Origin of the sequence: Microbispora corallina (genome assembly GCF_016863035.1) — a bacterium.
GTDB lineage: Bacteria > Actinomycetota > Actinomycetes > Streptosporangiales > Streptosporangiaceae > Microbispora > Microbispora corallina.
Genome location: NZ_BOOC01000062.1, coordinates 12,133 through 31,218 on the forward strand (window position 1 = coordinate 12,133; position 19,086 = coordinate 31,218).

19 protein-coding genes and 2 pseudogenes are annotated in these 19,086 nt (G+C 68.8%); 14 read left to right on the plus strand and 7 right to left on the minus strand.

Annotated elements, in window-relative coordinates:
* Positions 1-73 precede the first annotated feature (73 nt).
* Positions 74-742, plus strand: coding sequence for a hypothetical protein (locus Mco01_RS37220; protein WP_204061523.1), 669 nt, complete (start codon positions 74-76; stop codon positions 740-742).
* A gap of 40 nt (positions 743-782) precedes the next feature.
* Here Mco01_RS37220 and Mco01_RS37225 read toward each other — a convergent pair whose 3' ends face one another.
* Entirely contained in the window at positions 783-1,628 is an 846-nt protein-coding gene (locus tag Mco01_RS37225; RefSeq protein WP_204061524.1) for a LysR family transcriptional regulator, read from the minus strand.
* 100 nt (positions 1,629-1,728) lie between these two features.
* Between Mco01_RS37225 and Mco01_RS37230 the strand changes: the two genes are divergently transcribed.
* Positions 1,729-2,454, plus strand: a complete 726-nt coding sequence (locus Mco01_RS37230; protein ID WP_204061525.1) for an SDR family oxidoreductase — start codon at positions 1,729-1,731, stop codon at positions 2,452-2,454.
* On the opposite strand, the pseudogene Mco01_RS37235 reads toward Mco01_RS37230, so the two are convergent.
* Positions 2,447-2,857: pseudogene (locus Mco01_RS37235) on the minus strand (response regulator); the annotation flags it as partial. The gene Mco01_RS37230 and the pseudogene Mco01_RS37235 overlap by 8 nt on opposite strands.
* Positions 2,858-3,261: 404 nt before the next feature.
* Here Mco01_RS37235 and Mco01_RS37240 point away from each other — a divergent pair.
* Complete coding sequence (locus Mco01_RS37240) at positions 3,262-3,657, plus strand: STAS domain-containing protein (protein ID WP_204061526.1); 396 nt, start codon at positions 3,262-3,264, stop codon at positions 3,655-3,657.
* On the opposite strand, the gene Mco01_RS40405 is transcribed toward Mco01_RS37240, so the two are convergent.
* Positions 3,610-3,912 carry a type I-E CRISPR-associated protein Cas7/Cse4/CasC gene (locus Mco01_RS40405; protein ID WP_372445026.1) on the minus strand — a complete coding sequence of 101 codons (303 nt, stop codon included), beginning with the start codon at positions 3,910-3,912 and terminating at the stop codon, positions 3,610-3,612. The two genes, Mco01_RS37240 and Mco01_RS40405, sit on opposite strands and share 48 nt — an antisense overlap.
* Here Mco01_RS40405 and Mco01_RS39560 point away from each other — a divergent pair.
* The 5 genes from Mco01_RS39560 to Mco01_RS37265 all read left to right on the plus strand — a co-directional run bounded on the left by Mco01_RS39560 (position 3,880) and on the right by Mco01_RS37265 (position 9,520).
* Entirely contained in the window at positions 3,880-4,044 is a 165-nt protein-coding gene (locus tag Mco01_RS39560; protein ID WP_239104209.1) for a tyrosine-type recombinase/integrase, read from the plus strand. The genes Mco01_RS40405 and Mco01_RS39560 overlap by 33 nt on opposite strands.
* 590 nt (positions 4,045-4,634) lie before the next feature.
* Complete coding sequence (locus Mco01_RS37250) at positions 4,635-5,369, plus strand: hypothetical protein (protein WP_204061528.1); 735 nt, start codon at positions 4,635-4,637, stop codon at positions 5,367-5,369.
* Positions 5,370-6,142: 773 nt separating this feature from the next.
* Positions 6,143-8,140 (plus strand): sensor histidine kinase, encoded by a 1,998-nt coding sequence (locus tag Mco01_RS37255; protein WP_204061529.1) that lies wholly within the window; start codon positions 6,143-6,145, stop codon positions 8,138-8,140.
* On the plus strand, positions 8,137-8,808 hold the full coding sequence (locus tag Mco01_RS37260; protein WP_204061530.1) for a response regulator transcription factor: 672 nt from the start codon (positions 8,137-8,139) through the stop codon (positions 8,806-8,808). The genes Mco01_RS37255 and Mco01_RS37260 overlap by 4 nt, the downstream gene beginning before the upstream one ends.
* 100 nt (positions 8,809-8,908) lie before the next feature.
* Positions 8,909-9,520 carry a hypothetical protein gene (locus tag Mco01_RS37265; RefSeq protein ID WP_204061531.1) on the plus strand — a complete coding sequence of 204 codons (612 nt, stop codon included), beginning with the start codon at positions 8,909-8,911 and terminating at the stop codon, positions 9,518-9,520.
* Between the two features lie 530 nt (positions 9,521-10,050).
* Here Mco01_RS37265 and Mco01_RS39565 read toward each other — a convergent pair.
* The gene (locus Mco01_RS39565) at positions 10,051-10,236 is read right to left on the minus strand and encodes an HAD hydrolase-like protein (RefSeq protein ID WP_239104210.1); all 186 of its coding nucleotides are present in this window, start codon (positions 10,234-10,236) and stop codon (positions 10,051-10,053) included.
* A gap of 84 nt (positions 10,237-10,320) precedes the next feature.
* On the opposite strand from Mco01_RS39565, the gene Mco01_RS39570 reads away from it, so the two are divergent.
* The gene (locus tag Mco01_RS39570) at positions 10,321-10,752 is read left to right on the plus strand and encodes a transposase (protein WP_239104211.1); all 432 of its coding nucleotides are present in this window, start codon (positions 10,321-10,323) and stop codon (positions 10,750-10,752) included.
* Between the two features lie 156 nt (positions 10,753-10,908).
* Complete coding sequence (locus Mco01_RS37275; protein ID WP_239104213.1) at positions 10,909-11,376, plus strand: signal peptidase II; 468 nt, start codon at positions 10,909-10,911, stop codon at positions 11,374-11,376.
* A gap of 155 nt (positions 11,377-11,531) precedes the next feature.
* Here Mco01_RS37275 and Mco01_RS39575 read toward each other — a convergent pair.
* The 3 genes and pseudogenes from Mco01_RS39575 to Mco01_RS37285 all read right to left on the minus strand — a co-directional run.
* Positions 11,532-11,681, minus strand: a pseudogene (locus Mco01_RS39575) (IS1380 family transposase); the annotation flags it as partial.
* A 745-nt stretch (positions 11,682-12,426) separates the two neighbouring features.
* Positions 12,427-12,735, minus strand: coding sequence for a hypothetical protein (locus Mco01_RS37280; RefSeq protein WP_204061533.1), 309 nt, complete (start codon positions 12,733-12,735; stop codon positions 12,427-12,429).
* A gap of 142 nt (positions 12,736-12,877) precedes the next feature.
* Entirely contained in the window at positions 12,878-13,531 is a 654-nt protein-coding gene (locus tag Mco01_RS37285; protein ID WP_204061534.1) for a hypothetical protein, read from the minus strand.
* A 181-nt stretch (positions 13,532-13,712) separates the two neighbouring features.
* Between Mco01_RS37285 and Mco01_RS37290 the strand changes: the two genes are divergently transcribed.
* The 4 genes from Mco01_RS37290 (at position 13,713) to Mco01_RS37305 (ending at position 18,009) form a co-directional block, all read left to right on the plus strand.
* Complete coding sequence (locus Mco01_RS37290) at positions 13,713-15,719, plus strand: sensor histidine kinase (RefSeq protein ID WP_204061535.1); 2,007 nt, start codon at positions 13,713-13,715, stop codon at positions 15,717-15,719.
* On the plus strand, positions 15,716-16,357 hold the full coding sequence (locus Mco01_RS37295) for a response regulator transcription factor (RefSeq protein WP_204061536.1): 642 nt from the start codon (positions 15,716-15,718) through the stop codon (positions 16,355-16,357). Before Mco01_RS37290 ends, Mco01_RS37295 begins: the two co-directional genes overlap by 4 nt.
* A gap of 231 nt (positions 16,358-16,588) precedes the next feature.
* The gene (locus tag Mco01_RS37300; RefSeq protein WP_204061537.1) at positions 16,589-16,774 is read left to right on the plus strand and encodes a helix-turn-helix domain-containing protein; all 186 of its coding nucleotides are present in this window, start codon (positions 16,589-16,591) and stop codon (positions 16,772-16,774) included.
* Positions 16,775-16,878: 104 nt separating this feature from the next.
* On the plus strand, positions 16,879-18,009 hold the full coding sequence (locus tag Mco01_RS37305) for a tyrosine-type recombinase/integrase (protein ID WP_239104212.1): 1,131 nt from the start codon (positions 16,879-16,881) through the stop codon (positions 18,007-18,009).
* Positions 18,010-19,086 lie beyond the last annotated feature (1,077 nt).

The window sequence follows — 19,086 nt, forward strand, 5'->3', positions numbered from 1 at the left end:
CGAGCGGAAGGAATCGACACACCCGTACCTCGCCCCCGATTGTCTATTAGCAGACAGGAGGCGAGGAGGCCGGATGGGCGCGACGTTGTGGGTGGAAAGCGTCAAGGCAGTTCCCAACCTGGTCGTCGCCCTCATAACCCTCGTCCTTGGATGGCTCGTGAGCAACCGGCTCACCGCTCGATGGGACGAGCGGAAGAAGCGCCGAGAGCTGGATCTCCTCGCTCTCGGCGTTTTCTATGAGGTTTACGGGGAGTTCTTCGCCATCTGGAAAACGTGGAGCAATGCTCCGAAGAGCCTCCACGAGGATGACGACTTCGGCCGCACGCTCCTGGACCGCGCTGCGGAGACAGAGGGCAAGTTAGAGTCCCTGCTCGTCCGGTTGGCGTCCGAGCGGAAGCTGTCCGATCGTGACTGCACTCTTCTCGGTTGCTTCAGGCAGGCGGTCCAGAGCCTCCGCGAATCGATACGGGAGAAGACAGAGCTGCGATCTCGGGTGACCTGGCATGGCCGGCCGCTGGTCGCCATTTCCTGGTATGGCTCAGACGCGCCGCCCTACCTCGCATTCAAGGCCCTCGCCGCCTTCGCCGCCGACCTTCTCTCCAAGAGCAGCGACCCCGACACCAAGGCCGAGACCGCCTACTCCGCTCTGAAGAAGATCACAAGCAACAGGCTGGAGCGCATCTGGCTGGAAGAGGCGTCCAGGCTACTCGCGCTGGACGGTCTGACCGAATCAGTGGCCTGATGCCTGTCAGCAGGAGGGTTGGCAAAAGACCCTCCCGGAGCTAGAGGCGGGTCGCGGCCTGGACCAGCCCGGCGACGGCTTGCGACCGGCTGTGCGGCGGCCAGGCGATCACCGTCGTCACCGCCGGAGCGTCCAGCACCGGCACGGCGGCGAGGTCGCGGCGCAGATGAGCCCGGCACGACTCCGGCAGGACCGCCGAGGCCCGGCCGAGCGCGATCAACTGCAGAAGCTGCGCGTTGTCGCGGACCTCCGGACCGGGGCCGTCCGGGTATGTGCCGTCAGGGCGGGGCCAGCGCGGCGTGGGCAGGCCGGACAGCGCGGTGACGTCGGCCATCCGCACGTAGGCCCGGCTGGTGAGGGGATGCGCCGCGGGCAGCACCACGACCTGTCCCTCCGTGGACAACTCCTCGAAGTCGAACCCGGCCGTCGAGTCGAACGGCCGGTGCAGCAGACCCACGTCGGCTCGGCCGTCGCGCAGCAACCGCTCCTGCTGGCCGGGCCCGCACAGGAGCACGTCGACGGCGAGCGCGCCGGGCTCCGCGGCGTACGCGTCGAGCAGTTTCAGCAGCAGTTCGCCGGAGGCTCCGGCCTTCGCGACGAGGACCAGGCCGGGGCGGCCGGTCGCGGGGGCGGCGCGGCGGGTGCGGCGCTCGGCGGCCTCGACCGCGTCGAGGGCCGCCCGCCCCTCGCGCAGCAGCACCGACCCGGCTTCGGTCAGCGTGACGGTGCGGCTCGTGCGGTCCAGCAGCGTCACCCCGAGCCGCCGTTCGAGCTGCCTGATCGCCCGCGACAGCGGCGGCTGCGCGATCCCGAGCCGCTGCGCGGCCCGCCCGAAGTGCAACTCCTCGGCGACGGCGACGAAGTACCGCAGCTCACGCGTCTCCATGTCGCCACGGTACCGCCGCAAGCATCGATACCCGCGAGGTATCGATGCCCACCCGAACGGTGTTGGAGGTTTCGCAGTCGACGCGTACAGGATGAGATCCATGAACGAAGGGACGATCGCGCTGGTCACCGGCGCGAACAAGGGGATCGGATACGAGATCGCGGCCGGTCTGGGCGCCCTCGGCTGGAGCGTCGGAGTCGGTGTTCGGGACGAGGGACGCCGGGAGGGCGCGGTGGAGAAGCTGCGCGCGGCGGGCGTCGACGCGTTCGGCGTGCCGCTCGACGTGACCGACGACGCGAGCGTGGCCGCCGCCGCCGGGCTGATCGAGGAGCGCGCGGGACGCCTCGACGTGCTCGTCAACAACGCCGGGATCACCGGGGGGATGCCGCAGACGCCCACCACGGTCGACCCCGCCACGATGCGGGCGGCCGTGGAGACCAACGTGATCGGCGTCATCCGCGTCACCAACGCGATGCTGCCGTTGCTGCGCCGCTCGGCGTCCCCGCGGATCGTGAACATGTCCAGCACCGTCGGCTCTCTCACCCGGCAGGCCACTCCCGGCGCGGAAACGGGCCCGATCTCCGCCGCGTACGCGCCGTCGAAGACGTTCCTCAACGCCGTCACCCTGCAGTACGCCAAGGAGTTGCGCGACACGAACATCCTGATCAACGCCGGCTGCCCCGGTTTCTGCGCGACCGACCTCAACGGCTTCCGCGGTGTCCGTACGCCGGAACAGGGCGCGGCGATCGCGATCCGGCTTGCGACCCTGCCCGACGACGGCCCGACCGGCGGGTTCTTCGACGACGCCGGGCCGGTGCCCTGGTGACACCCGGCGTCACACCGCCGTACGCGGGGAGCGCCTCACCGTGGGCGGCGGCCCGGACTGCGTGCAGGAGATGCGCTCTTGGGGCCGACTTCAGCAGGAACCCGCAGGCTCCGGCGTCCAGCGCGGCGTAGAGGTACTCGTCGCTGTCGAACGTGGTCAGCATGATCACGCGGACGGTGAGCCGGGAGTCCGCGAGGATGCGCCGGGCGGCGGCGATGCCGTCGACGCCGGGCATTCGGATGTCGAGGAGGACCACATCGGGCCGGTGCAGCAGGGTCTCGCGGACTGCCTGCTGCCCGTCGCCCGCCTCGGCGACCACCTCGATGTCCTGCTGGGCCTCGAGGATCATCCGCAGGCCGAGCCGTACCAGCTCCTGGTCGTCGGCGAGCAGGACGCGGATCATGTGCGAAGCCTTGCCCGGACCCGGAATCCGCCGTCGGGCTCAGGCCCGGCCGTCATCGAACCGCCGACCAGGTCCACCCGCTCGACCATGCCACGTATCTCCCATCCGCCGACACCGACCCATCTGGACATGGGCGCATAGTAGGAAACCTCTGATCGATCGACGGCAAAGCCGACTGCTGCGCCTCCCACCACTCGACGGCCACGGTTTGGCAGCGCGACTTGACTTCACGTCAAGCAGACGTCAACGCTGGTCCGGCAGCCGTCCAAGAAACGTCGCGATAGCGCCGGACATGTGGTAATGCACGGTAAGGTCTGGGTCAGTACGCCACCGCCCGAGCGCCGCATCGGCGTGAGCGATGCCGTCGGCTCCGCAATCTGCAAGCGTCATCGGGGGTGAGCCGTATGGACATCTTCCAAGCAATCATCGAACGACGCCCGCCATGCATCGTCATTAAGGCATCCGGGGAACTGGACCTTGCCGCCGAGGCCGAATTCCGCAAGCAGGTGGATCTGGCTGTCGAGTCGGCGCCTCAGCGGCTGCTGTTCGACCTCAGCGAGCTTCGCTTCATGGACAGCACCGGCCTGCGTGTGATCCTCGAAGCCTACCGGTGTTTGGGGATGCGTCAGCGGGTCGCCGTCTGCGGGCTGACGCCTCGCCTTGAGCGGCTGTTTCGCATCTCCGGGATCATTGGTCGCGTCGGAGGGATGACCGCGTACCCCACCTTGGAGGACGCATTGGCGCAGGGCCGGTCACGCACCGCTCCCGGGGTGGGCGGCCGCCACAGCCGCCTCCATTAGTTCGGCGAAGGAGCCGTATACCTCGCCCAGCCCCGCGAGTGGTTTGTCCTCGATCGGGGCGTAGCCGTGCCGTGCGACGCCGGAGGTGCCCCACAACCGCTCCAGCCGTTCGGCATAGCGCGACACCTCTTTGCAAGACGGCGCAGCGAGCCCGTTCTCCGGACGGACGGGAGCCTCGAAGGCCGCGGCGAAGGAGACGGGGCGGTCGGTTCGGACTGGAGTGTGGCCGACTTCCTCAACTACTGGCTCAAGCACATCGTGAACGAGGAACGGCGCCCGAAGACCTACCAGGGATACGAGAGCGTTGTCCGACTGCACCTGGTCCCCGGGCTCGGCAAGAAGCGCCTGAACAGGCTCAACGCCCAGGACGTCCGGCAGTTCATCTGACTTCGCAATCACGAAGGATCACGCGATGGCCGTGCTCATTTCACGACGCCACGCCTCTACCAGCGGAAACTCTTACACCACTCCCGTGGACGCAACCCTGTAGTCGCTGCTGTACAGCAGTTGCTGCTATGCCTGGCAGTCCCGCCGAAGACCCGCGCGAAGGAGATGTTGACGTGGCTGGTTGGTCTGCAATGGCCGGTACTCACGAGTTTGTCGTGCCTGCTGACCATCAAGCCCGGGAGTTGGCGCAGGCGTTGGCGGCGCATGGATTCGCCCGAGTCACCGCTCGGCCGTCGCCCCAAGGAGGCTGGAGGGTCACCGCCTTCGACGAGGGACCTTATCCCGTCGATGCCATAGGCCACCGCCTGATCGACGCAGTTGGCCGCGCCGCCGCTGCCGTAGCCCGCCAGCACGGTGGCTACCCAGAGGGCGGGAGCCGCTGCGACGTCAGCATGCTGCCCGTGCTCCGCGGCGCCGATGCCCCGATAGTGTGCACCAACGCAGGCGCACGCCCCCCGACCCCTGCCGTCGTCGTCCTCGCTCCGCCACCCCGCAGGTCCCTCGCGTTGACTCCTGACACCGCGCAGGACGTGCCCATCGACCTGTCCGGGCTGGACGACATCCCATGGGCCGATCTGGGTCACGCCCACGGTTCCGCCGAAGACATCCCCGAACTCCTACGTGCACTGTCAGATCCGTTCGGCGACTGGGATTCGACCCTCGACGTACTGTTCGGCGACGACCTGCTACACCAGGGATCCTGCTATTCGGCCACCGCGCCGGCGCTGCCGTTCCTCTCACGCATGATCGTCTCTGGGGCTCTGCCAGCCAGGCAACGGCTCGACCTCTTTGTGTGGCTCCTCGTCGCGGCCGACCGATGGGCCGACAGCCTGCTCGGTGACGCCGATCACGCCGTGGCCCAAGGGCACCTGCCCATACCTGCGACATGGACCGAGGACGTGCACCTCACCGTGGGCGAGCAACTGCCGGAGTTGGTGTCTCGTTGGGAGACAGAACCGCCCGCAGTGAGGTTCCTGCTGGCCTGCCTGGCAGGGCTGTACCCCCACCATGCGCGGCGGATCGGCGACCAGATCTCCCTCATGGCGCAGGAGTTCCACGGCACTCGACCAGGCGCGTACCTGCTGTTGGCTGAAGCGCTCGTGTACGCGCGAGACGATCAGGCCCTGGCTGTCGCGGCGGACATCATCGCCTGGGAAACCAACCATGACCCCGGCTGGCTGGAAGTAGCCGACGTCACGACCGCGGTCAAAGCAGGCCACGTCCTCGCCGAGGGCGCACTTCGTGCCCTCAGCGATGCCGAATGACTCAATCGTCCGACGCCTTGGGCTAGCGGTGCTCAAGAGCACTACAGTTACTCCGCCCATACCAACCCTGGCCTGCGGCCCAGCCCCAGATGGAGGTCCGGCCAAGGAAGATCATCCCGCTCATGTCCCGTGCTCGGCTTCTATGGTCAGCGGCTGGCAGGGGCGGACCCGCAACTCCCTGTGCAGGCGCTCGTGACGTCCATGTCGAGCCCTGTCCGGGGCTCCTGGAGTTCTCATGCGTGCCGTTCGACGACGTCCAGGTCGTATCTGGCGCGTGAGTTCAGCGAGGATCGCCGCACCGCATCCGCGCCGCCAAGGGCACCGCCCTGCGCAATCGGCCGCTACAGGACTTCACCCAAAACAGATCTGGTGCAAGCTCGTCGCTCTGGTGCTGATTCCGAGCCCGAGGCAAGGGCGTCACCGTGAGGTTGGGTCTGAAGGAAGCCCGAGGCGAAACCCTGCACTGAGGAACACGAACCGCGTAGAGGCGGGGCGATCTGGGTGCGCCTGCCAACGAAGGCTCACGTGACCGGCGCGGCCGTCATACCTCGCGGTCGCGTCCTCGGAGCGTTGCACGAGGGTTTCCCGGACCCCCGGGGTCCAGGTGGGCTGCCACGCGGTGTTGCCCGTCGATGTAGCGCCAGGGGGCGTCGGGGCCGTCGTTGAGCTGGAGCGACGAGCAGGAGGGCGGCTGCGACAACGCCTCACCCTGGCAGTTGGCCGGGACCGCGGTCCCCTTGTAGCGGGACCGGCGGACCGGCGATGATTCGGTCATGGTCGGTCTCGACGTGGTCCGCCAGGCGGAGGGCTCGCCGCGACGAGTGGCCGCGGTGTGGGTCGCCGGGGGTTCGTGGGTCGGCAGCCTTATCGCCGTCACTGTCGGCCTAGTCCTTGGCGGCGGCAATCCGTCGCCCTACCTGCTGGTCGATTCGATTCAGGGGCTCATTTATCCGGCTATCGGAGGACTGGTGGCGTCCCGCAGGCCCCGGAACCCCGTCGGGTGGCTGCTGGTTGGCGTCGGCGCGGCCCACGGTCTGGACGTCCTCGCGGGTGCACTCCTGCTCCGCGGTGTCCCCTTGGCCGCCTGGGCGGAGAGCTGGCTGTGGTTCCCAGGACTCGGCACGCTGACGGCGGTGCTGCCCCTCGTCGTTCCGGATGGCCGCCCGCCCGGCCCGCGGTGGCGCCCGGTCCTGCTCCTGTCGGTGGGCGCGGTCGGCCTGGCGACGCTGATAGCGATGGCGCAGCCGACCATGCAGGGCCGGCCCGGAGAGGTGCTGACCAACCCGGTGGGCGTCCCAGGCGCCGCCGCGGCCGTGGGACCGGCGTTTTTGCTCTACCTCGCCTGCTCCGTGGTCGCCGTTGCCTCGTTGGTCCGGCGCTGGATGACCGCCGACCGGGACGGGCGCCGGGCCCTGCTGCCCATCCTCGTCGCGATGGTCGTGGTCGTCCTCGCACTGGTTGCGGTGAAGGTGGTGCAGGCGCTCGGCGGCGCATCGGCAGCCGGACCGCTGGTGCAGGCGGTGGTGCTGCCGCTGATACCGGCATCCGTGGCGGTCTCGGTGCTCCGGTACCGGTTGTTCGACATCGAGTTGGTGCTGCGCCGCTCGGTGGTGTACCTGGTACTCGCCGTGCTGCTCGGCGCCGTGTATGCGGCGCTGATCTTCGCCACTACGGGCTTGCTGCGCAACAGGTTTCCCTCGGTGCCGGTGACGGTCGCCACCGTCGGAGTGGCGCTGGCATTCGCCCCGCTGCGTACCGTCGTCCAACGTGCTGTCTCGCGCGTGCTGTTCGGCGACCGGGATGATCCGTACGCGGTCCTCTCGGGTCTCGGACGTCGGCTGGCCGCGGCCCGGCGCCCGGGTGGCGCGCTCGACGGCGTGACCGAGCTGGTCTGCGCGACGATGCGGGTTCCGGCCGCGAGCCTCATCGGCAGGAACGGCACGCTGGTCGCGGCCACCGGCACCCTGCCGCCGGCCGCGCTGCGACTGCCCGTCGTCATTGACGGCGAGGAGGAGGGTGCGCTCCTCGTGGCTCCGCGTGCACCCGGGGAGACCTTCGGCCGCCGGGACCGCGAGCTGCTCGAGGACCTGGCGCGGTCGGCCGGTCCGGCGCTGCGCTCGGATCGGCTCGCCGACGAACTGCGTCGGTCCAGGGAGCGGCTGGTGGCCGCCCGTGAGGAGGAGCGTCGCCGGCTGCGCAGGGACCTGCACGACGGGCTCGGACCGGCCCTCGCCGCCATCACCCTGCAACTCGACGTCGCGGCGGCGCAGCTGGCGCGCGATGTCCGTGCGGCCGGCGAGCTGCTCGCAGAGGTGCGCCGCAGCGCGGCGGATGTGGTCGCGGATATGCGGCGCGTGGTGAGCGACCTGCGGCCGGCCGAGCTGGACGATCTCGGCCTGCCCGCGGCGGTCGAGCGCGTGGCCGAGCGGATCTCGCCCGGCGGTCCGGCGGTGTCCGTCCGCTGCGCCCCTCTGCCCGCGTTGTCGGCGGCCGTGGAGGTGGCTGCCTACCGCATCGTCCAGGAGGCGGTGACCAACGCCGTCCGGCATTCCGGCGCGCAGCGGGTGACCGTGGACATCGCGGCCCGAGGCGGCGATCTCGCTGTCTGCGTGGAGGACGATGGGAACGGTCTCCGGCCGGACGCTGTGCCTGGTGTGGGCACCGAGAGCATGCGGGAGCGCGCCACCGAACTGGGCGGCACTCTGGACAGGTGCGCCCGTGCCGTCGGCGGCACGCGGGTGACAGCACGGCTTCCGTTGGAGCAGCGGTGACCGATGCTGAGCCCGGCTCGTCGCTGCGCGTCGTCCTGGCCGACGACCATCCGCTGTTCCGGCACGGGCTCCGACAACTGCTCGAGCAGGTTGGGGGGCACCGCGTCGTGGCGGAGGCCGGCGACGGCCAGGCTGCGCTCGCGGCAGTGGGCGAGCACGATCCCGATGTGGTGGTGATGGACCTGACCATGCCCGTGCTTTCCGGTCTGGAGGCCACCCGGCGGGTAGTGCGCGACCATCCCCGCACCGCCGTGCTCGTCCTCACGATGAATGAAGACGACAACTCCGTCTTCGCCGCACTGCGTGCCGGCGCGCGCGGCTACGTCCTGAAGGGGTGCGAGGGTGCCGAGTTCCTACGGGCGGTGAGCGCCGTCGCCGCCGGGGAGGCGTTGTTCGGACCTGCGGTCGCCGCGCGGATCTCATCTTTCCTCAGCGGTGGGCCTCCGGGTGCCCAAGGGGCCTTCCCAGAACTGAGCGATCGTGAGCGCGAGGTCCTCGACGCGCTCGCCGCCGGCAGGAGCAACGCGGAAATCGCACGGCGGCTGTGCCTCAGCCCAAAGACGGTGAAGAACTACATCACCTCCATCTTCGACAAGCTGCAGGTGGCCGGTCGCGCGGAGGCGATCGTGCGCGCCCGGGAAGCGGGGCTGGGCCGAGAGGGACCGTGACGGGACCGCGCGCACTGCCGAGCGGGACCGGAGGACCACGACGGTAGCTCTGTCGGTGCCGGTTGGCGGCACCCAGGAACTCGGAGGTTCCATGTCCCGCATGACCAGGCTGGCCGCAGTGCTCTTCGCGCTCGGCTTCGCGACCTTGCAGCCCTACTTCGGCCAGCAGGCCGGGACGGTGCCGGCGGGCACCGGCTACGACACCGCCAAGCGCTGCTACGCGGTGGTTCTCGGAGTCCTGGTATGGCTGTGCGTGCTGCTGCGTCGTCATGTAAGCGGGGCCGCAGCGACGCTCAGCGTGGGCGCCGCAGCCACGGCCACCGCGGGGGTGGCGCTGGAGTTCTGGATCGGTCCGCTGCAGGACCGGCCGCTGTCGGCCGACGCCCAGCGAGCCGGCCTGCCGAACAGCGCCATCTGGTGGGGGAGCAACGCCGGGTTCTGGGCCTTCGCCGCCGCAGCGATCGTGCTGGCCGTCACCACGATCGTCTGGGGCGCACAAGCCGGCCGACGCGGGACGCTTCCGCGATCGGTCGCGCTCGCACTCGGGCTCACCGGCCCGCTCGTTGTCGTGAACTTCGGGTTGACCAACTTCGGCCCGGTGGTCGCCGGTGCCGGTGGCGTGTTGCTGGCCGGTTCGTGGCTGTTCGCGGCGCTGCGCGTCGGCGAGCGGCGGGGAGCCGCCCAGGACGAGCAACTAACCCCGCACCTCTGAAGCAGGATGGTCAGCTCGCAGTGTGCCCGGCGACGCCATCGCCGGGCACCGTCCGTGATCTTGACGGAGAGAGCACCTCGGGACGGCACTCGACCAGGTACGGCATGCGCCTGCGGTAGGCGCCCCACAGGTATGCGGCCGTCCCGGACGGTGCGATCCTCCCACCGGCCAAGAAGGCGATCTCAGAGACCAGCAGAGAGCGGCTTGAGCAGGTCTTCCCGGGCGACTGGGTCTCTCGCCTTCTAATGTCCCTTAGCGGCTGACCGCGGTTCCCGCATACGCGCGCCTCGTTGCTGTACCGGTTGCTTACGGGAACGAGAAAGGCCCTCCCGGATGGACCGGGAGGGCCTCTGAGCTGGAGCCGCCTAAGGGAATCGAACCCTTGACCCCTTCATTACGAGTTAGATCACGACCGTCCACGGCCGTCCAGGCTCCTCTTCCGGCCCTGATCGCGTGGCCTCGGCATGGCCCCTCATTCCACGGCCGTCCAGGACCGTCCAGGGTTGTTGTTAGCAGTCGCGTTAGCAAGATCACTGGTATGCGCTGAGGATCTCCATCGCCTGGAGCACGTCAGTAACAACGTGGTCCGCATCGGGCTCACTGTCTGGCCATGTCCCGCGATCGATCCAGATCGTGCGGAGTCCGGCTGCGCGTCCGCCGGCGATGTCAGCGACGAGGTTGTCTCCAATCATCCAGCCTCCGGCGTCGAGAGTCATGCCACACCGTTTGGCAGCGATCTCGAACAACCGGCCGGCAGGCCCCGCCGCCTGCGGGCGACCTACAACCGTTACGGCGGGGTGATGCACATGCTCGCCGCCCTCGACCTGGCCCCCGGCAAGATCTACTACCGGATCCGCAAGCGCAAACGGTGGCGCGAGTTCCTCGGCCTGCTCAAGGCCCTGCGAGAGCGCTGGCCTGGGGAGAAGCTCTACATCGTGCTCGACAACTTCTCCCCGCACCGGCACGCCGAGATACGCGCCTGGGCCGCCGACAACGACGTCGAGCTCGTCTTCCTGCCGACCTACGGATCCTGGCTGAACTGGATCGAATCCGAGTTCGCAGCCCTGCGCTACTTCGCGCCGAACGGCACCGATCATCGCACCCACGACGAGCAGAACGCCGCCATCGCCGCCTACATCCGCTGGCGGAACAGCCGGGCCGAGCTGAAGACCCGCTTCGCGCCCGTGTCATCGATCCGTCAGTGGACCGAATACCCGGCCAAGGCTGCCTGACAAGCCACGAGCTCAGCCGATTGCCCCACGGCGGCAACGTGCACCTTGCCACGGCGTAGGGGCCGATAGCCTCAGGGAATCTTGGTTCGGATATCGCTACGCACGGAGGCCATGATGATGCGGTTGGCGCGGGGTTCAAGCCGACTGTACGGCGTGATGCTCATACTGGCGGCGGTAGTCCTGCTCGCGGACCAGCTCACCAAACTGTGGGCGGTCTCCGCGCTGTCCGACAGCGAGCGCGTCGCCGTGATCCCGCCTCTGATCTACTTCCGGCTGCTGTACAACCCTGGCGCCGCGTTCTCCATAGGCATCGAGGCGACATGGGTGTTCACCCTGGCAACGGCAGCGGCAGTGGTCGGCATTCTCTACACCGCACGCCGACTGGCCTCGGCGGGCTGGGCGCTCGTGCTGGGCGTGCTGCTCGGCGGTGCGGTATCCCACCTGGGCGACCGGCTCTTCCGCGACCCCGGCCTGGGCCGCGGGCATGTTGTGGACTTCATCGACTACGGCCCTTTCGTGGGTAACGTCGCCGACATCGCGCTCGTCTGCGGGTGCGCTGGGTTGGTGCTGCTCAGCCTGCGTGGTGTGCAACTCGCTAAGGTGCCGGGCCAAGAATCCGCCTAGCCGCCCTGTTTCGCTTCGAGTGGCTGAGCCGGTCTGAGCTGGTGTGCAGTGGTGGTTCGGTTGCTTTTCGTCGGCAGGCATGGCCGTGGCCCGACGCGCGGGTCGGGTTCTCCAGGGTTCCTCGGGTGGTGGTCGGGCAGGGGCGCTGTCATGCTTCAGGTGGCTGGCCGGGGCAGGGCTGTGAGGCCTACGAATGCGCTGGTCAGCTCGTTTCGCCAGGGCCAGGTTGCGGAGATGCACAGATGGAAGCGGCGACCGCCCCGGGTGATGCGAGCGGCTGCAGGCAGCAGCCGGTAGCGGAGCTTCAACGAAGCGAGACGAGCCACGTAGCAGGCGAGAAGGGCGCCTTCGCCGCCGACCTGGGGGACCTATCTATACCTCACCCTAACGGTTTTCAAGAGCACTGCATACCGCGCACCCACGGTGCCACTGACCTGCGTCTCAAGCTCAGCCGGAAGTTCAGCCAAGAAAGATCATCCCGCGTATATCCCGCCCACCGGTCCCGGGGAAGGGCGCGGAGCCCGGGTCAGACCAGGGCCGGGAATGACTTGGGAGAACGCAGGTATCGCAGTAGTGGGCCCGATGCCCCGAACGCGCCGACCCGGGGGCAAGCGTCGCGACGGCCAGCAGTCCGCCGCCATTGCCGGCGGGCTGCTGGCCGGGCATGCGTAAGGGCCGGACCTGGGGCCCGGCCGCTTACTTCTACTGCCGGCGCTTGGCCGCCAGGGTGCTGAGCGCCTGGAGGTCAAGCGGGGTGAGCTGGTCAGCCTTCAGCTCCCGGTCGCGGCCGTCAGTGGTGACGGCCAGGCGTCAGCAGGTCGAAAGCATGCTGCTCAGGGCGCTCTTCTCGGCGCTGTCCACCGAGAGGCCGTAGCTGTACTTCACCTGGATCCATTCCTTGGCGTAGGTGCAGCGGAACGAGGTCAGAGAAGGCTTCCAGGTGGCCGGGTCCTGGTCGCTCTTGGACTGATTGACGTTGTCGGTGACCGCCCATAGCTGCGGCCTGGTCAGGTCGTTGGCGAACGCCTGGCGTCGCGAGGTGGTCCAGCTTCAGGCGCCCGATTGCCAGGCCTCGGCGAGCGGAACCATGTAGTCGACGTCGGAGGCGGCGGTCCAGGTCGCCCCGCCATACGGGCTGTACCAGTGACCCGAGGTGGGGGCGCAGGAGGAGCTGGTTACCACGTTGCTGCCGTCCCGCTTCAGCACCGTTTCCCGGGTGTTGCACGTGCCCGAGATGGTGATCCAGAGGGGGAATAGGGCCCGGTCGTAGGTGGAGGCGTGCGCTTCGGCGGCGACGGTGAGCGCGGCCTGCGGGCGGGTAGGGACCCGACCATCGGCGGGCCCCTCTCCGCATCTCACGCGCACTTCGCTGCAGGTGCCTTCAGAGACCGGGGAACGGGTATCCGTCCTGGCTAGCCTCCCAGGGCTGCAGACAGGGTGTGCGCCGATGGCCGAGTTCCGGAGCCGGAACCAGCAACGGGCGTACACTGCCGCCGGATGGTCAGCGTGTCCCCATGAGCCGCTGCTTGCCTAGCACGAGCCCTGCCGAGGCGACAACGAGCCAGACAGGCCCGACGATGCCGGCGTATCCGGCGATCGAGAGGCCCAGCGACATCCCGAGCACGGCCAGCGGGGGCAGCAGGCTGACCACAGCGAGCCAGATCGACACCAGACGTGATCGGAAGCCGAGCCACGCCACGGCGCCGGCGGCCACGATGACGCCCAGCCACCCGAGGTAGCTGCCGAAGTCGTTGAGCATGTAGTAGAAGAACATCCCCTCCTTGCCGAAGCCGTGCTGGTTCAGCCCGCCCGGCAGGTACAGGGCCATCGCGAGCTTCCAGCCGTATCCGAGCGAGAGCCCCGCGGCAGAAGCGGTGAAACCGTCGGCGACGACGCGGGCGGCGGCGTTGTCCGGAGCAATGCGGTGGGCGGCGGTCCGCCAGCACGCCGACAGCACCAGCAGGCAGGCCACCGCCAGGTAGCCGAGCGCTCCGCCCAGGTGATAGGTGCCGGGAGCAAGGGTGCCGGCACGGTCGGGGCCGACATCGGACTGTTGGGTGGTGAAGACGGTGGCGACGACGCCGAGGACTCCGGCGGCCAAGCCCCACAGCGGCCAGGCGCGGGACGGGCGAGCGATCGCCGGAGACTCGGTCACAGGTCCAGCGGAGGTAGTGGTCATGGGTCGGTCCCTTCGTGGACGCCGGCCTTCGGTGTGCCGGCGGCGTCGCCCACGGTGCCGCGCCCGTTGTCCCTTCGACGAGGGACAGCCGTCCCCTCGTCGAAGGCGGGACGGCGAGGCCGTTCCCCGATGTCAGGTGATCGGGCATCATCCGACCATGACCCTGGTAGTGACGACGACGCGGCGGCTGACCCGTGTGCCCGCCACGGGGCTCGCTGCCGCCCTCGCGGTCACATCGCTCGGGTGCGCCGTCGGCGCAGTGCTGCTGCACCAGCGACTCACCGGGCTGACCGCACACCACGTGCGCCTGACCGGGGCCGACTTCGTGCTGGCGACCGCGTTCCCGCTCGTGGCGGCGCTGGTCATCGCACATCAGTGGCGTAACGTGGTGGGCTGGCTGCTGCTGTCGACAGCGCTCATGGGCCCCTACCTGCTGGCCGGTCAGTATGCGGCGTTGGCCCTGGTGCCCGGCGACCGTCACCCGGTGACGGCGGCTGCGGCCTGGTTGTCGATCTGGGGCTACGTCCCGTACCTCGTGCTGTGGGGCCTCGTGCCCATGCACATGCCCGACGGCCGGCTGACCTCGGCCCGCTGGCACACCCTGCGACGGATCATCGTCGGGCTGATCGTGCTGCAGACCGCGGCGCGCATGTTCGCTCCCGTCGATTCCGACGCCGTACCGGACCTGCTCAACCCGCTCGCGATCCCGGGCGGGCAGTGGCTGAACGTGGTCACCCTGCTGACCTCGTTCGCCGTCGTGCTGGGAGCCGGTGCCTGCGGCGTGGTCGCGGTCTGGCGACGGCTGCGGCGGTCGAGCGGCACGGAGCGCGCGCAGTTGCAGTGGCTGACTCTCGGCGCCATCTGCCTGGTCGGGTCGGCGCTCGTCGGCACGGCGGTCGGCGGAACGAACACCGATGGGGCGCTGGCCGTCGGCATGGTGCTGCTGGTGGTCTCGATCGCGGTCGGCGTCGTCCGCCACCGGCTCTTCGACATCGGCACCGCACTGAGCCGGACGGTCGTGTACAGCCTGCTGTCCGCGTTCCTGCTGCTCGCCTACGCCGCGACCGTCGCGGGCGCGGGCGCTCTGGATGCCGGCGGGCGGGTCACCTACGCGGTCGTCGCGGTCGTCGCGCTCGTCGCCGCGGCCGCGCGCGACCAGGTGCAGCGGCAGGTCGACCGGCTGCTGTTCGGCGAGCGGCGCGACCCGTACGCGGTCCTGCGGCAGGTGCACAGCCGGTTGGACCTGGCGACGGGACCGGTCGACGCCCTCGGCCAGCTCGCCGAGGCGCTGCGCGCGGCACTGAAGCTGCCGTACGTTGGCGTCGAGGGGGTGGACGGGCGGCTTCCGGCGATCCATGCAGGTGTTCCGTCCTCGGAGGTGGATCGCCTGCCTGCGACGGACCGGTCGGAGGTGGTGGGTGCCCTCCTGGTGGCGCGCCGCTATCCGGGCGAGCGGTTCACGGCGAGCGAGCGTGCGGCGTTGGCCGACGTCGCCCAGCACGCCGGTGCCCTGTTGGGATCCGCGTCGATGTTCCACGACCTTCTGCGAAGCCGCGAGAGGCTCGTCGTGGCCCGTGAGGAGGAGCGGCGCCGATTGCGCCGCGACCTGCACGACAGCATCGGCCCGCGGCTGGCGGCGATGGCGATGCAGCTCGAGAGCCTCACCGACCGGCTCACCTCCCAGGACGCCGACCTCGCCGGGCGGGCCGCGATGCTCAGTGACCAGTTGCGGGAGACGGTCCGCGACGTCCGGCACGTGGTGGAGGACCTCCGACCGCCCGCGCTCGACGACCTGGGGCTGGTCCCTGCGCTGCGCCAGCTGCTCGATCCGTACGCGTCCACCGTCATGGTCGTGGCCGCCGCCCTGCCGCCCCTGCCCGCGGCTATCGAGGTGGCCGCCTACCGGATCGCCGCGGAGGCGGTCACCAACGCGCTCCGGCACTCCGGCTGCCGGACGTGCACCCTCCGCCTGCGGATCGACGGACCCTGGCTGGTGGTCGAGGTACGCGACGACGGCCGGGGGGTGGGAGACGCGGCGACCCCTGGGGTGGGACTGCAGAGCATCCGGGAACGGGCCGGCGAGGTCGGCGGCCGGCTGGAGTTGGCGGACGCTGACGGCGGGGGCATGCTAGTGCGGGCACGGCTTCCCTTGGAGACGGCATGAGCGGCCTTCGCGTGGTCATCGCGGACGACCACCCGCTGTTCCGCGACGGTCTTCGTACACTCCTGGCGGACCTCGGCGCCGAGGTGGTCGCCGAGGTCGGCGACGGCTCCGCGGCGGTGGCCGCCGTCGGCACCCACCGACCCGACGTCGTCCTCATGGACCTGCGCATGCCCGGACTGGACGGCATCGAGGCCACAAGCCGGATCACCCGCGACCATCCAGGCACGACGGTGCTGGTCCTGACCATGAGCGACGACGCCGCGTCACTGCAGGCCGCGCTCAACGCCGGCGCCCGGGGCTACCTCCTCAAGGAGGCGTCCAAAGCCGACGTGGGACGCGCTCTCGAGGCGGTCATGCGCGGCGAGATCCTGATCGGCGCGGGCGCCGCGCCACGCATGCGCACTATCACGGCCGGGAGAACAGCCACGACGCCCTTTCCGCAGCTCACCGAGCGCGAACAGGAGCTGCTGGAGCTGCTCGCGCGCGGTCTGGACAACACGGCGATCGCTCGGCGGCTTTTCCTGGCCGAGAAGACGGTGCGCAACCGGGTCTCAGCGATCATGGCAAAGTTGCCGGCTGCCTCTCGGGCGGAGGCGATCGCCATCGCCAGAGATGCGGGGATCGGGCGGACGGAATGACCAGCCTCCTCTCGCGATCTTCAACACGGCTGTTGAAGGGAGAACCATGAGTTCGGGGTCACGTCCATCGAGGTGGTTTATGAGCTGCCACCGCGTGGTCCGTGGATCCGGCCAGCAGGGCGGCCACTCCTAACCAGTACCTGGGCGCCTTACCGCCGGAGACGCCCTCCTCGCCGCCGCCCTCACCGGTGTCCCTATGACCCACCTGAGCGACGCGTCTGGGGGTGGATCATGACTCGGCTTCTGCTCACCGTCCCGGAGGCCGCCGAAGCACTGGCGATCTCCCGCGCCAAGCTCTACCAGCTCATCGCCTCCGGCGCCGTCGACTCGGTCCGCATCGACGGCTCCCGGCGCGTCCCCCTGGCCGCTCTCACTGACTACATCTCCCACCTGGCCACACAGGAGCGTGCGGCATGACCAAGACACTTGCCGGCGCCCCTGAGCCTCGGAACAAGCCAGACCAGAAGACCGCGCCGAAGCTCCGCGACGGGGTCATGAAGCGCGGCAGCACGTGGTCATAAGTGATTCGCGTCAAGGATCCTGAGACCGGGGAAAGCAAGCCCAAATGGGTCGGCGGGTTCACAACCGAGGACGAGGCCAAGGCGGCCCGTGACGAGGCCCGCGTGAATGCCCGGCGTGGTGAGTACGTCGACCGGAACGAGATCACCGTCGGCGAGTTCCTCGACATGTGGATTGAGGACCACGCGATGGAGATCAAGCCGGGGACGCTGGAGGACTACCGGATCAGCATTCGCCTCTACATCAAGCCGTACATCGGCAAGATGCGGCTCCAAGCGGTTCGACCCCCCACGGTCACGAAGCTCTACCGGGATCTCCTCGCTCGCGGTGGGCGGAACGGCAAGCCACTGGCGGTGTCGAGCGTCGTCCACACGCACGCGATCCTCCGCCGCGCCTTCCGTGACGCCGTGCTGGTCCATGAGTACCTGAGCAGCTCGCCTGTCGAGAAGGCCAAGCGGCCTCGTAGCGACCTGCGCGAGCCTGGAATGATCTGGACGCCCGCCCAGCTCCGGACGTTCCTGTCTCTCTCCCGGTCACATCGCCTCTATGCATTTCTTCATCTGGCCGCCTATACGGGAGCGCGGCGCGGTGAACTTCTCAACCTCCGATGGCCTGACATCGACCTGGAGAACAAGCAGATCACCATCAAGGGTTCAACAAGCGTGGTCGACGGCGAGCACATCGAGGGAACCACGAAGAGCGGCCGGACGCGCGTGGTCACGGTCGATGAGGGAACGGTGAACGTCCTTCGGGATCACAAAGAGGCTCAGGAAGCCGAGAAAGAGCGCGTCGGCGACGCGTGGAAGGGTGAGGAGAACGGCCACGTCTTCACGACGGCATGGGGCGGTCCCATCTACCCGACCACTGTGACCGCGTTGCCGGCCAAGCTCATCAAGGCGTACAACGAGCCCGAGGACGAGGCGCAGACGCCGACCGAAACTCTGCCGTACGTCCGCCTGCACGACCTCCGGCACATCCACGCGACCATGCTGCTCCTGGCCGGCGTCCCGGTCCACATCGTCGCCGCCCGGCTCGGTCACGCCGACCCCGCGATCACGCTTCGGGTATACGCCCATGTGATCCGCTCCGCGGAAACAGCCGCAGCCGACGTCTTCGCCAAAGCCCTCAGTTGAGCTATCACAGGGCACTCGCCCGAGATCGGCGGCGACTCGGTCTGTACTACAGCCCAGGCTAGGGCTGGATGATGGGCGGGGGCACGGAGGACGCATTCACTAAGGCTTTGGCCACCTTCTCTGCGAGTTCCGCACGCGACACGTACCAGATCATATGGAGGCCGTGATCATCCCAGATTGTCAGCCGTCCGTAGAGCAGGATAGGAAGCTGTCGATTGTACTTGTACCTGCGGTCAGGTCCGCCCGTGACGTTTACGTACTGCCAGGTGGAATCGACGATCTGGCCGTCTCGGGGAACCGCTTCGCTTTCGATGTACCGGACCGGCTCTGCCGTGAGCTCCAAACGCTGGTATGGAACTTCGGCGAAGTTTTTCCCCTCGCGGATCAGTACTCGGTCCGGTAGGAAGTGAAGGGCCCGATGTCCCGAGGTCAGTGTGGGTACCGCCACGTTAGTGACCAAGCGCCGTGGCCCGTTCATACTGGCCGAGGCAGCTACGCGATTGTGGACTGTAGAGGCTCCAGCGTGCGTCTTGTACTGGTACGTCGTCCGCACTGCGCCGGATGCGGTGATAAGCCACATGCCGCGTCAGTGCCAGCCGAAAGGCATCATTGGCTGCTCATCCATCGTCCTTGCTTCGACGGGGGGAGAGCTGGTCGCCCTGTCGGGTCTTCGTGTCTGGCCACCCGCTACAAGTCCTTAGGAGGACAGGAGGGTTCAGGCCAACGGAGGTAGACCGTCGACCGATCCAGCTCGATCAGGTAACCGGCACGGCACACATCCCCCGGCTGGGGCGGCCAGTAGCGTCATCGGCTCAAGGCGAGCCGCATTGCCCGGCCGGCCCTCCCGGGCCAGGCTGAATCGAGTCGACCAAGTGCTGCTTGCGGTCCCACGAGGTTCGATAAAGAGCTGCCGCTTTCGTGCTTCAAGCCGACCCGCCAGCAGGCGCCGGTCCACTACGACTCCGAGCCGACCTGGCTGTTAGCAGAAGTGTTAGCAAAAGGCCCTCCCGGATGGACCGAGAGGGCCTTTGAGGTGGAGCCGCCTAAGGGAATCGAACCCTTGACCCCTTCATTACG